Origin of the sequence: Sedimentibacter sp. MB35-C1, from assembly GCF_030913635.1 — a bacterium.
GTDB lineage: Bacteria > Bacillota > Clostridia > Tissierellales > Sedimentibacteraceae > Sedimentibacter.
Genome location: NZ_CP133188.1, coordinates 965,394 through 979,455 on the forward strand (window position 1 = coordinate 965,394; position 14,062 = coordinate 979,455).

Here is a 14,062-nt window from a genome sequence, read left to right on the forward strand (position 1 = left end):
GGAGAACTAAAGGACTTATGCTGTTTTATTGCTTATTTAAAAACAATAAAAATTATGTATTTTAAATAAGACTGTTGAGCTAACAGTATAAAGTGGCTCTTTTTAAAACCACATAATGTGGGGGTATAGCTCAGTTGGGAGAGCACCTGCCTTGCAAGCAGGGGGTCAAGAGTTCGAATCTCTTTATCTCCACCACTTTAACGACAAAGTTAAAGGGAAACCACAGAACTTTGAAAATTGCATAGGAAAATGAAAAGAGAAGACATTAGTTAAATTCAAATTTTAAATAATAAATACAATTTAACCAAAAAAAAATGTTATGAAGACATAACAATGACAAACAGGTCAAGATAGAAAGGGCTAAGGGCGAATGCCTTGGCACTGGGAGCCGAAGAAGGACGTGGCAAACTACGAAATGCTGCGGGGAGGCGTAAGCAGCCGATAATCCGCAGATATCCGAATGAGGAAACTCACATAAGGTAAACCTTATGTATCATACAGTGAATAAATAGCTGTATGAGGGGAACGAGGGGAACTGAAACATCTAAGTACCCTTAGGAAGAGAAAATAAAAAATGATTCCGTAAGTAGCGGCGAGCGAAAGCGGAAGAGCCCAAACCAAGTAGAAATACTTGGGGTTGAGGACATATCAAAGAGACAGAAAACTGTAGCCGAAGAGAGCTGGAAAGCTCCTCCAAAGAATGTGATAGACACGTAAGCAAAACAGTTTGAAGCGAGGATATGATCCAGAGTACCACGGGACACGAGGAATCTTGTGGGAAGCAGGGAGGACCACCTCCCAAGGCTAAATACTACCCAGTGACCGATAGAGAATAGTACCGTGAGGGAAAGGTGAAAAGAACCCCGGGAGGGGAGTGAAAAAGAACCTGAAACCCTGAGCCTAAAAACAGTGGAAGCACAAAAGTGTGACCGCGTACTTTTGTAGAACGGGCCAACGAGTTACAATATGCAGCAAGGTTAATAACCAAAGGTTAGGAGCCGAAGAGAAATCGAGTCTGAAAAGGGCGAAAGTTGCATGTTGTAGACCCGAAACCGGGTGACCTATCCATGTGCAGGTTGAAGCTAGAGTAAAATCTGGTGGAGGACCGAACCCATTAGCGTTTAAAAGCTACGGGATGACGTGTGGATAGCGGTGAAATTCCAATCGAACCCGGAGATAGCTGGTTCTCCTCGAAATAGCTTTAGGGCTAGCCTCAAGTAAGTATAGTGGGGGTAGAGCACTGAATGGTCTAGGGGCGTTATACGTTACCAAAACCTATCAAACTCCGAATACCATATATATGTTGCTAGGGAGTCAGACTATGTGAGATAAGTTTCATAGTCAAAAGGGAAACAGCCCAGATCACCAACTAAGGTCCCAAAATATAGATTAAGTGGAAAAGGATGTAAAACTACACAGACAACCAGGATGTTGGCTTAGAAGCAGCCATTCATTAAAAGAGTGCGTAATAGCTCACTGGTCGAGTGGTTTTGCGCCGAAGATGTCCGGGGCTAAAATCTATTACCGAAGTTGTGGGATACCAATAGGTATCGGTAGAGGAGCATTGTGTACGGATAGAAGCACTACCGAAAGGAGTCGTGGACTGTACAGAAGAGAGAATGTTGGCATGAGTAGCGAAAGGTGAGTGAGAATCTCACCCATCGAAAGCCTAAGGATTCCTGAGGAAGGCTCGTCCACTCAGGGTAAGTCGGGACCTAAGCCGAGGCCAAAAGGCGTAGGCGATGGACAACTGGTTGAAATTCCAGTACCACCTTTAAGCGTTTGAGAAATGGGGTGACACAGGAGGGTAAGCTGGCGCACAGCTGGAAAAGTGCGTCTAAGTAAGTAGGGAGACGATACAGGCAAATCCGTAACGTCAATCCTGAGATACGAATGGGAGCGAAAATAAGTAGTGAAGCAGCTGAGCCCACACTGTCAAGAAAAGCCTCTATCGAGCAAGAAGGTGCCCGTACCGTAAACCGACACAGGTAGGCAAGGAGAGAATCCAAAGATGAGCGGAAGAACTATTGTTAAGGAACTAGGCAAAATGACCCCGTAACTTCGGGAGAAGGGGTGCCCTTCAGAGTGAAGACAGAACTGTTGGAGCTTAGAAGGGCCACAGAAAACAGGCCCAAGCGACTGTTTACCAAAAACACAGGTATCTGCTAAATCGAAAGATGAAGTATAGGTGCTGACACCTGCCCGGTGCTGGAAGGTTAAGGGGAGAAGTCATCGAAAGAGAAGCTTTGAACTTAAGCCCCAGTAAACGGCGGCCGTAACTATAACGGTCCTAAGGTAGCGAAATTCCTTGTCGGGTAAGTTCCGACCCGCACGAAAGGTGTAACGATTTGGGCACTGTCTCAACAATAGATCCGGTGAAATTGTAGTACTCGTGAAGATGCGAGTTACCCGCGGCAGGACGGAAAGACCCCATGGAGCTTTACTGCAGGCTGACATTGGAATTCGGTAGCAATTGTACAGAATAGGTGGGAGGCAGAGAAATCGGTACGCCAGTATCGGTGGAGCCAACGTTGGGATACCACTCTATTGTTACTGAATTTCTAACATGATACCGTGAACCGGTATATGGACACTGTCAGTTGGGCAGTTTGACTGGGGCGGTCGCCTCCGAAAGAGTAACGGAGGCGCTCAAAGGTTCCCTCAGCACGGTCGGAAATCGTGCGAAGAGTGTAAAGGCAGAAGGGAGCTTGACTGCGAGAGAGACATCTCGAGCAGGAACGAAAGTTGGACTTAGTGATCCGGTGGCACCGAGTGGAAAGGCCATCGCTTAACGGATAAAAGCTACCCTGGGGATAACAGGCTTATCTCCCCCAAGAGTCCACATCGACGGGGAGGTTTGGCACCTCGATGTCGGCTCGTCTCATCCTGGGGCTGAAGCAGGTCCCAAGGGTTGGGCTGTTCGCCCATTAAAGAGGCACGCGAGCTGGGTTCAGAACGTCGTGAGACAGTTCGGTCCCTATCCGCCGTGGGCGCAGGAAATTTGAAGGGAGCTGTTCCTAGTACGAGAGGACCGGAATGGACAGACCGCCGGTGCATCAGTTGTCACGCCAGTGGCATAGCTGAGTAGCTGAGTCTGGATTAGATAAGCGCTGAAAGCATCTAAGCGCGAAACTAGCCCTAAGATAAGATTTCCCATCACGCAAGTGAGTAAGACCCCCGATATGTTAACGGGTTGATAGGTTGCATGTGTAAGTGCAGCAATGCATTCAGCTGAGCAATACTAATAGGTCGAGGTCTTGACCTCAAAGATGCCCTAACCCAATATTTTCGACTAAAAGGAGAAAAAAATTGAAGGTAGGTCATTCGCAACGAATTCCCAATTTATGCGACGCAAGGAGCAAGTAAATTGGTGAATGAGACTGCGCAAAAATGTCTAATCTAAAAATTCCTATGCGATTTTGAAAGTTCTGAAAGAACTTTTATATATCTGGTGACAATAGCGAAGAGGACACACCCGTACCCATCTCGAACACGGAAGTTAAGCTCTTCAGCGCTGATGATACTTGGCGGGCAACTGCCTGGGAAAGTAAGACGTCGCCGGGTATGACCTAACCCGATTTTTCAGAGTTTTGTTCTGAAAAATCGATGGTAGGTAAACCTTACAAAATAAATAAAAAAATTTAAGCCAGTTGATATCAACGGTTTTTTTTTGTTTAAATTTAATAATATTTATTTATAATCCTAATATATATACATTAAATGTTTAATAATGTTATGAATGATAAATTGCATAAAAGTACTTTAGTTTGAGAATAATAGTAAAATGAACAGAAATTATATTGGTTTAAAATTCATTATATTACAATGATATTTAAATCTTGCATGAATGAAAATTTTATAATAACGTTTTATTTTGGTCTCAAGAAATCTTAGTTGTTTGTTTATAAGTATAAAATAAACTAATAAATATGGAGAAATAAAACATCAGTAAAACGATATCATTGTAATATATAAGTATACAATATTTTAGGAGGAACTAATGAAAGCTGAAATTGTTGATAGAATCAAAGAAATAGCTTTAGAACTTACCAGTGTACTTAGTGTTGTTAATACTTCAGGTGAAACAGTTGTACTGATTGGCCACACAGATACTGTAGGAATATCTGATTATGGAAATATAAAAGAATATGCTAATAAGCCATTTGAACTTGCAGAAAAAATGAAAGGAATTGAACTTCCAAAAGCTGTTAAGGATGACTTAGAGTCAGGTAACTATTTGTTTGGAAGAGGAATTTTCGATATGAAATCGGGAGTTGCTGTTTTAATGGGCCTAATTGAAGAGATATCTAATAATATCGAAGAATTTGAAGGTAATTTAGTCTTTTCTGCCGTATGTGATGAAGAAGCAAACTCAGGAGGGATGATAAACTTAGTTCCTGAATTAGTAAAGATGAAAGAAAAAGAAGGTTTTGATTATCAAGCAATTTTAGATACTGATTATATGACAGGTGAATATGACGGGGACGAAAATAAATATATATATGTTGGAACAGTTGGAAAAATAATGCCGACATTTTTAGTAGTAGGAAAGGAAACTCATGTAGGCGAGTCATTTAAAGGAATAGACCCAAATCAAATATCTTCAGAAATAGCTGCAAAAATTAACCTTAACGTTGAGTATTGTGATGTTGCTGAAGGAGAGGTTTCGCTTCCTCCAATTACATTAAAGCAAAGAGATTTAAAAACTGAATATTCATGCCAGATAGCAACTAAATCAATCATACTTTTTAACTATGCAACTTTTAACAGTACACCTGACCAAGTATTGGAAAAAATGATGAAAGCAGCCGAAGAATCCTTTGAAACTGTCATTGAAAAGTTAAATAAACGATATGTTAAATTCTGTGAAATGGCTAAAAGACCTTATGAGGAATTACCATGGAAGGCAAGGGTTATTTCGTACGATGAATTATATAGTAAAGTTAAAAAAGAAGTAAAAGATTTAGACGAGAGACTTGAGTCATATATAGAAGAACTAAAGAAAAATGAAGCAATGGATCAAGTTGAGAGGACAACAGAAATTGTGAATTTTGTTCATGACCTTTGGTCTGACAGAAACCCTGTTGTAATTGTTTACTTTACTCCTCCTTACTATCCTCATATATATGTTGAGGGAAAATCAGATAAGGATAAAAAGTTATTGGACGCAGTATCAAATGCGGTGGATACAACAGAAACAGAATATAAACTTGTGTATAAGAAGTTCTTCCCATATATATCCGACTTAAGTTACGGTGCAGCTCCTAAGGATCCAAAAGTAATAAGCGCTCTTAAACAAAACCTGCCTGGCTTTGGTCCGTCATACGATATCCCAATTTCGGATATGCAGGAACTTGATTTGCCTGTTTTGGATATTGGTACGTATGGAAAAGATGCACATAAGTTTACTGAGCGAATTGAGAAAAAATATTCTTACGAAGTGGTTCCGGACTTAGTGTATAAAACAATTGTCAATTTGCTAAAGTAAAGTTGAGAGATTACCGAAAGGTAATCTCTATTCCATTTAAATTACTCAATTAGTAGACATATTACATATATTAATTTATACTATATATAAGTTTGTTAGAAGTAAATAAATTTTTTGCTAAGGAGGAACCTTCTATGGAGTTCGACTTGCTACTTTATAACGGAAATATAGTAAGGTTTGGGAAAAACAAAAATTTTAATTGGCTTGCAGTAAAGGGTGGGGTCATAGTAGATGCCGGTTTTGGAAATGGTTTTGATATGTATAAAGATAAGTGTCTGTCTTTAATAGATTTAAAAAAGAATACAGTATTGCCTGGTTTTTATGACAGCCATGTGCACTTCATCCAGACTGCGCTACATATGGAGAACCTCAATCTTAATGGATGTGAAGATTTTCAGGAGTTAGAAAAACGATTGCTTGAATGGATAATAAGATATCCGCAGAGTAAGTTTGTATATTGTTACGGGCTTGAAATATCTGATTTAAATGAAGAAAGATGGCCTACAAGAAGATTTCTTGACAGGATATCAAAAGACTATGCAATAATGATAAACAGCCGTGATTTTCATAACAGTATATTAAATACAAAAGCTATAAATATGCTTAAGGCTCCGTTGACTATAGATGGCGTAGGTAGAGATGATCAAGGCAATCCTACGGGGATATTTTACGGTATGGCAAATGCATTAATAAGAAAAAAAATGCTAAAATCGTACCAGGTTCAAGGCAAAATAAAAGCAATTAGAAATCTTACAGACAATATAATAAAAAAAGGGGTTACAAGCATACATGCGGTTGAAGGCGGTTTTGACTTTATAGACAAGGACGTTGAGTTATTAGCATCTCTTGCCAAAGAGATTCCTATAGATATATCGGTATATTATAGCACAACAGATATATCAAAAATTAAAAATAGTGGGTTAAACAGAATTGGAGGTGACATATATATTGATGGATCTTTTACTTCGAAGACTGCCGCAATAAGTTTTAATTACAAGGATACAGATTGTTACGGTGAGCTGTATTTTTCTCAAGAAGATATTAACGAATTTATGCTTGATTGTTATAAAAACGGTTTAGATACAGCTTTTCATGCAGTAGGTGATAGAGCAGTGGATCAGGTGTTAAATGCACATATATTTGCGAGAAAGCTTATTCCAAATAAGAAACTACGCCATCGGATAGAGCACATTGAATTGACATCGGAGGAGCAAAAGCAAAAGGCAAAGGAACTTGAAATTATTTTTTCCATGCAGCCTTCATTTGAATACTTCTACGGAGGTAAAAGCGGCATGTATGAAAGAAGATTAAGTAATCATTATATGGAAACAAATGAGTTTAGGAGAATATTTGATTTGGGAATTACTGTGTGCGGAGGATCAGACAGTGATTTAACGCCAATAAATCCCATACTGGGCATTCATTCGGCAGTTAATCATCCTGTAAGTATAAATAGCATTGCTGTTGAAGAAGCTATAAGAATGTATACAATTAATGCAGCTTATGCGGTGCGTGAGGAAAACAGGAAGGGTTCTATTGAAGTAGGCAAATTAGCAGATTTCGCTATTTTGGATAAAGATATTTATGAGATAGATGCAAAGTCGATTATTACAACACAGGTTATAGGCACTATTAAGAGCGGAGAGGTTTTATATAAAAACTTTTAACTGGAGAGATAAAAATGGATAAATTAAACATTAACCTATTGGGAAATGTTGAAATCTATTATAATGACGAATTGATAAACAACAAGCTGAGTGCAAAATCAATAGGTGTTTTAGCTATTTTGCTGTGCAATGAACATAAAAAGGTTACAAGAGAAAAATTAGCATACATGTTTTGGCCTGAAAGCTTTGAAACTGCAAACTATAATTTGCGGTACAATTTATGGAACTTAAAAAAAGTGATTCCAAATGACGAGAATAATAATGAATTTATAATTTCAGATAATAAATATTGCTATATTAACCAGGATTATAATTTTAGTTCTGATATTACCTATTTAGAAAACATAAATAAAGAAAAATCAAGTGATATAAATACCTTGAAAAAGGTGAAGGAGCTGTTTAGAGGTGAATTTTTAGAGAATTTTTATTTTAAGGAATGTGATGATTTTAACGACTGGATATTTTATCAACGCTCTATATTTCAAAAGCTTCATATTCAAACACTAAATAAGCTGCTTGACCAATACTTGAATCTTAATGTTTATGAGAGCGCCAAAGATACATTAGAAGAAATATTGTTAATTAATCCATATGATGAAGAATCTCATTATAAGCTCATGAATTTACTGATTAACAATAATGAATCAAATTTAGCTATTATACATTATAAAAAATATCAGACATCCCTTAGGGAAGATTTGAATATTTTTCCCCAAAAAAAAATAAAAGACCTTTATTTAAAACTTATTAATAATAAAAATAATGAAGAAATTAATCATAGCAATAAAGTATCAAAAGACGGCAATAATATTATTATAAGAATAAATGAATATGCTGATTCATCGGTTAATTACTTTGCTATGAGTGATCTGCTGGAAAAATTGATGCTAAATTTTAAAAAAAATATATTGCAGGGTATACCAAAGATTTATTTATGCGATGCGTGTTTAATTCAACCGAGTTTTTATGACTTGGTAAATAATTATTCAAATACTGAGCTAATAGAAATACGCCTGTACCATTCTGTAAAAAACATATTGACATACTTATCCAAGGACTTTTTAATTCAAATATATATATATAATGTAGATAAAATCGATGAAAAGTCAACAAAATTCTTCAAATTTTTAAGCTCTAACACTAATTTATTTATTAAGTATATTGAAGATGAAAATTGAAAAATGTTTAAAAAGTGTTTATTTCAAATTTAAATTTTTTTAATATATGCATATAAAATACTAAATGTGATAATAATAAAACAATAAATGAACCTTATAAAAATATAATTAAATGGCAGGAATACGTATGCACTTGCTTGATATATATTGGATTTGCATTAAACAGCTAATCTGATTATATATAAATTAAATACTAGGAGGTATTAATTAATGAGTTTTACAGAAATAATAGTAAGTATTTCTAACTGGATATGGGGACTTCCAATGCTTCTTTTGCTAGCAGGCGGTGGAATATTCCTTACTTTCAGACTTGGATTTTTTCAATTTAGACATTTGTGGTACATGTGGGGACAAACTTTTGGCAAAATGCTCAAAAAGCCGGAAGATAAAAATGCAATATCGCCTTTCCAGGCTGCTACGGCTGCTCTTGCTTCAACAATAGGAGCCTCAAATATAGTAGGTGTGCCTGTAGCTATTGCATTTGGTGGACCGGGAGCTGTATTTTGGATGTGGATAATTGCTCTTATTGGTAATGCTTCAAAGTTTTCGGAAATCGTTCTTGGTATTAAATATAGAGAGAAAAATGCTGCTGGTGAATTTGTAGGAGGACCTACCTATTATTTATCAAAAGGTCTTAAAAATAAAGCCTTAGGTAAATTTTTAGCCTTTTTGTTTGCATTCTTCCTTTTCTTGGAACTTATACCTTCAATTGCAACTCAGGCAATATCGGCAGTGCAAACATTGGGAAGCATTGGTGTGCCAAGCATGGTAACAGGTGTAGGTATGGCAGTAATTGTATTTATAGTTGTATTTGGTGGAATAAAGAGAATAACACAAGTTACAGAAAAATTGGTTCCTATTATGGCGATTGTTTATTTGCTGGGTGCATTGATTATTATCATTTCTAACATAACTGCAGTACCTCATGTATTTGGGTTGATAATAAAAGGAGCTTTCGCACCGTCAGCTGCAACAGGTGGATTTGCAGGTTCATCTGTGGCATTAGCTTTAAGATGGGGAGCTGCAAGAGGTACATACTCAAATGAAGCAGGTATGGGTACTGCTCCAATCGCACATGCTACGGCAGAGACAGACCATCCTGTACGCCAGGGTTTCTGGGGCATTTTTGAAATTACGGTTGATACTTTGCTAGTATGTACACTTACAGCATTTGTTGTATTGCTTTCAGGTGTATGGACTGATATACCATCATCAGAAGCTGCTTCTATGCCGGCAATAGCTTTTATTAATCAGTTTGGTTCAATTGGCGGTTATGTAGTATCGATTTCAATATTCCTGTTCGTCTTGTCCACAGTAATAGTATTGGTATTCTATGGTGAAAAGCAGGCAGAATATTTATTTGGTACGAAGTTTGCAACAAAATGGAAATATGTATATGTTTTATCAATTATACTAGGCGTAGTCGGTGGTATTGAGTTCTTATATTCTTTCATTGACTTGTTCTTGGCTTTAATTATATTCCCGAATGTTATAGGCTTAATTGCAATGAGCGGAGAGGTTGTTGAACTTAAAAATGAATTCTTTACAAGTGAACAATACTATCTGAAAGATAAAAAAAGAGTAAAACAAAGATAGTAGATTAAGATATTAATCTATAATGTAAAAAACTATCTCTATAAAGATTCTTCTTTCAGGAGATAGTTTTTTATAAATTCTTTTATTGAGGTAATATATGTTAAACAATAAATTTATAAAAAACACCTATGAAGATGAACAGGAAGCAATTGAGCTGCTGGATAACTTAATTCGAATTAAAAGTAAGTTTTTCCATGAAGAAGAAATAATGAGCTTTGTGTTTAACTGGCTGAAAAAGAATAATATAGACGTTAATTTTCACTACTATGAAGATAAAAAGGTAACGGGATTTAAGGGAACAAATCTGATAGGTTCAATAGAAGGCTCAGAGGACGGTCCTGTAATATTGTTGAACTGCCATCTTGATACTGTTGGCGAATGCACAGGCTGGACAAAAGACCCATACATCCCGGTAATAGAAAATGGTAAAATGTATGGGCTTGGAGCATTGGATATGAAATCTGGTTGTGCAGCTGCATTGATATCTTTAAAAAAATTCAGTAAGACTGTAAAAGATTTTAAAGGAAAAATAATTTATTCTTTTGTATCTGATGAGGAAGGGCCTTATGGCTTGGGAACATCATTTTCTATTAAAGACAATTTATACGAGGGAGCTGAAATGGCTCTGTCCCTGGAACCAAGCAGCGGCTTTTCGTTTACTGATAATCACAGTATATGTCTCGGAGCAAGAGGCGGCTATCAATATAAAATAAGGTTGTTCGGAAAGTCGAGCCATGCGGCAACACCAGAAAATGGAATAAGTGCAATAGAAGATGCAAGCAAGCTAATTATAGCTTTGAAAAATGTAGAACCCAAATATCATGATAAGTTGGGACATTCAAGTACATGTGTTACAAGTATAAAAAGCAGCGGAAGCGGATGCTCTGTAGCTGATTATTCTGAAATTGAAATTTTTAAGCACATAGTTATCGGAGAAAACAAGCAATCAATAATTGAAGAAGTTCATAAGGCCGCAAATAACGCAAAAATAAAGTCAAAGTATGAAATTATTTTTAGAGATGATCCTTTAGAGGCTTCCGGAGGATTCATGCCGTATGTTACAGATGAAAACCTTGAAGAAGTTAGAATTCTTGAGAGTCTTATAAAAGAGTGCAGCGGTCAAGAACCAATGATAAAATATTTTTCCAGCATAGGAGATTTCAACTTAATAGCAGAAAGGCTTGATATACCTGTTCTCATATTTGGGCCATCTGGAGGAAATTTCCACAGTTTTGATGAATATGTAAATTTGAACAGTTTTTTAGAAACTATAGAGATTGTGTATAATTATTTGACTAGAAGGCTGTCTTTATAAATAAAACAAGAAGATTATAAAATAATAAAGGGTATCACAAATGTACTCTTTATTTTTTTGAGCTGAAAAGTAAGTTTTGATAAGATAACCTCCGTGATAAAAGGTCGTGCTATTTTTGCATAAATCAAAGAAAATATTTTTTAATAATTATAATAAAATATTTATAAAAAATTATTGCGTAAAGGAGCGCTTTGTGTTATTATTGTTAAATATACAATAAGTTAAATAAATAAACACGGAGGACGCTATGACAGTAAATTTAAAAGGAAGAAGTTTTCTAACATTGATGGATTTTAAACCTGAAGAAATTAGATATTTGCTTGATTTGGCGCATGATTTAAAATCAAAGAAAAGACAAGGCATATCTAATAACCTGCTTAAGGGTAAAAATATAGTATTATTATTCGAAAAAACGTCTACAAGAACAAGATGCTCTTTTGAAGTGGCTGCATTAGATGAAGGAGCTCATGTAACATTTTTAAATTCTGATTATTCTCAAATGGGAAAAAAGGAATCTATAGAGGATACAGCAAAAGTTTTGGGAAGATTCTATGATGGGATAGAATATAGAGGTTATGGACAAGAAATGGTTGAAGATCTGGCAAAACACTCCGGTGTGCCTGTGTGGAACGGCTTGACGGATATAGATCATCCTACTCAGATACTGGCGGATATGCTGACAATAGAGGAGCATTTGTTTAAGCCTCTAAATAAAGTCAAACTTGTATTTGCCGGAGACATAAGGAACAATATGAGCTATGCATGGATGTATGGTTGCGCAAAAATGGGCATGCATTTTGTAGCATTTGGACCTAAGGAGCTTAGTCAGAAGATTGATTCTGGCATATTGAATAAAGTTTATGAGACTGCAAAATTCACAGGAGCAAAAATTGAAATATCTGATAATATTGAATGTGTTAAGGATGCAGATGTAATTTATACAGATATTTGGGCTTCTATGGGCGAAGAGGAACAGATACCGGAGAGAGTAAAAATACTTTCGCCGTTTAAAGTGACCTCTGAATTAATGGATGCAACAGGAAATGAAGATGTTATATTTATGCATTGTTTGCCTGCTTTTCATGACTTTGAAACAAAAATGGCAAGAGAACAATATGAACTGGGGTATGATATAAGAGAGGTAACGGACGAAGTTTTTAGAAGCAAAAATTCCGTCGTTTTTGATGAAGCTGAAAATCGGCTTCACAGCATTAAAGCGGTGGTGATAGCTACTATAGGATAAAAAATATATAGAAATAATAGATATAAAACTAACTAAAAAATGACATCTGATATGTATATTATGAGGTGTCATTTTTAGTTAAATTTTAGCATGCAGATAGAAATTAAGAAGGACTTTTATTGCGTGTATGCAATTAAAATATTCTTTGTTGCAAAAATAAGTACGATTTAATTAATGTTTTGAAAGCACAGAATGAAAATTCATAACATATTTAAACTAACATTATTTTTCAGAAATGACGTTTTTATCTTAAAATACAGTAATATCTTGAATTATATTAACTATTTCTTGACATTGATATTGAATATAGATATAATAAATTTTATAAATTTAAGCTGAAAATAAATTCTGAAAAAATCTAGATGTCCTAAGGAGGTCAAAAAATGCAATTATCTAAAAAAATAATGCAAAAAACGGAAAAATATGGTGCTCATAATTATCACCCTAAAGAAGTTGTTATTGATAAGGCAGATGGCATGGTAGTTACAAATCCCGAAGGCGAAGAGTTTTATGATATGTTGAGCTCATATTCCGCGCTGAACTTTGGGCATAGACATCCCGAATTGGTGCAAACGGCAAAAGACCAGTTGGATAAAGTTACTCTGACCTCAAGGGCATTTTACAACAGTGTGTTAGGCGAGTGGATGGAAAAACTCTGCAAGGTTACGGGAAAAAATATGGTTCTCCCTATGAATACAGGAGCCGAAGCTGTTGAAACTGCGCTGAAGACCGCCAGAAAATGGGGGCAGTCAGTAAAGGGGGTTGAAGAAGGCAAACAGGAAATTATAGTATGTGCCAATAATTTTCACGGCAGAACAATTACTATTGTGTCCATGAGTACCGATCCTGATGCAAAGCAAGGGTACGGACCGTTTACACCTGGATTTAAAGTGATAGAATATGGTAATATTGAACAGCTTAAGAAAAATATTAGCGCAAATACAGTAGCATTTTTAGTTGAACCTATACAAGGCGAGGCAGGGATAATAGTTCCTCCTGAAGGATTTTTGAATGAAGCTCTTAATATATGCAAAGAAAATAATGTTTTGTTTATAGCGGATGAGGTACAGACTGGATTTGCAAGGACAGGTAAGATGTTTGCCTGCGAGCATGAAGGTATTATTCCTGATATGTATGTTCTTGGAAAAGCGTTGGGCGGAGGAATTATTGCTGTATCGGCAGTTGCTGCAAATGAGGATATTCTTGGAGTTTTTACTCCCGGTTCACATGGGTCTACTTTCGGCGGAAACCCTTTGGGGGCGGCCGTATCAATTAAAGCCATGGAAATACTTGAAAGAGATAATTATCCAAAGCAGGCAGAGGAAAAAGGGGAATATTTCATGGAAAGACTTAAAGCTATTGATAATGATGATATAGTTGAAGTAAGGGGAAAGGGCCTCCTAATAGGAGTGGAGTTTAAAGAAAATGCTGCACCGTATGTAAAGAAACTTATGGGAAATGGCATTCTTGCAAAAGAAACCCATGAAAGAACAATTAGGTTTGCTCCCCCTATAACGGCCACATATGAGCAGCTGGATGATGCTTGTAAAAAAATTGAAAAAGCATTCGAGTAGT

The 14,062-nt window shown here is 36.3% G+C and carries 7 protein-coding genes, 1 tRNA gene and 2 rRNA genes; all 10 read left to right on the top strand.

Annotated features, from left to right (window positions below):
• Nucleotides 1-119: 119 nt before the first annotated feature.
• The 10 genes from RBQ61_RS04505 (at nt 120) to rocD (ending at nt 14,061) form a co-directional block, all read left to right on the top strand.
• Nucleotides 120-195, top strand: a tRNA-Ala gene (locus RBQ61_RS04505).
• 148 nt (nt 196-343) lie between these two features.
• Nucleotides 344-3,265 (top strand): 23S ribosomal RNA (locus tag RBQ61_RS04510).
• A 182-nt stretch (nt 3,266-3,447) separates the two neighbouring features.
• Nucleotides 3,448-3,564, top strand: a 5S ribosomal RNA gene (gene rrf, locus RBQ61_RS04515).
• A 436-nt stretch (nt 3,565-4,000) separates the two neighbouring features.
• Entirely contained in the window at nt 4,001-5,488 is a 1,488-nt protein-coding gene (locus tag RBQ61_RS04520) for a M20/M25/M40 family metallo-hydrolase (protein ID WP_308139324.1), read from the top strand.
• A gap of 134 nt (nt 5,489-5,622) precedes the next feature.
• The gene (locus tag RBQ61_RS04525; protein WP_308139325.1) at nt 5,623-7,155 is read left to right on the top strand and encodes an amidohydrolase; all 1,533 of its coding nucleotides are present in this window, start codon (nt 5,623-5,625) and stop codon (nt 7,153-7,155) included.
• 14 nt (nt 7,156-7,169) lie between these two features.
• Entirely contained in the window at nt 7,170-8,333 is a 1,164-nt protein-coding gene (locus RBQ61_RS04530) for a BTAD domain-containing putative transcriptional regulator (RefSeq protein WP_308139326.1), read from the top strand.
• 210 nt (nt 8,334-8,543) lie between these two features.
• A complete protein-coding gene (locus RBQ61_RS04535; protein WP_308139327.1) occupies nt 8,544-9,929 on the top strand; it encodes a sodium:alanine symporter family protein in 1,386 nt (461 codons plus the stop codon).
• 97 nt (nt 9,930-10,026) lie between these two features.
• On the top strand, nt 10,027-11,244 hold the full coding sequence (locus RBQ61_RS04540) for a M20 family metallopeptidase (RefSeq protein ID WP_308139328.1): 1,218 nt from the start codon (nt 10,027-10,029) through the stop codon (nt 11,242-11,244).
• 247 nt (nt 11,245-11,491) lie between these two features.
• Nucleotides 11,492-12,487 (top strand): ornithine carbamoyltransferase, encoded by a 996-nt coding sequence (gene argF, locus RBQ61_RS04545; protein ID WP_308139329.1) that lies wholly within the window; start codon nt 11,492-11,494, stop codon nt 12,485-12,487.
• A 383-nt stretch (nt 12,488-12,870) separates the two neighbouring features.
• Complete coding sequence (gene rocD / locus RBQ61_RS04550) at nt 12,871-14,061, top strand: ornithine--oxo-acid transaminase (RefSeq protein WP_308139330.1); 1,191 nt, start codon at nt 12,871-12,873, stop codon at nt 14,059-14,061.
• Nucleotide 14,062 lies beyond the last annotated feature (1 nt).

Bases quoted from the DNA above. Each gene is read 5' to 3' on its own strand.
- RBQ61_RS04520 (WP_308139324.1), top strand. From the start codon at position 4,001: ATGAAAGCTGAAATTGTTGATAGAATCAAAGAAATAGCTTTAGAACTT.
- RBQ61_RS04525 (WP_308139325.1), top strand. From the start codon at position 5,623: ATGGAGTTCGACTTGCTACTTTATAACGGAAATATAGTAAGGTTTGGG.
- RBQ61_RS04530 (WP_308139326.1), top strand. From the start codon at position 7,170: ATGGATAAATTAAACATTAACCTATTGGGAAATGTTGAAATCTATTAT.
- RBQ61_RS04535 (WP_308139327.1), top strand. From the start codon at position 8,544: ATGAGTTTTACAGAAATAATAGTAAGTATTTCTAACTGGATATGGGGA.
- RBQ61_RS04540 (WP_308139328.1), top strand. From the start codon at position 10,027: ATGTTAAACAATAAATTTATAAAAAACACCTATGAAGATGAACAGGAA.
- argF (WP_308139329.1), top strand. From the start codon at position 11,492: ATGACAGTAAATTTAAAAGGAAGAAGTTTTCTAACATTGATGGATTTT.
- rocD (WP_308139330.1), top strand. From the start codon at position 12,871: ATGCAATTATCTAAAAAAATAATGCAAAAAACGGAAAAATATGGTGCT.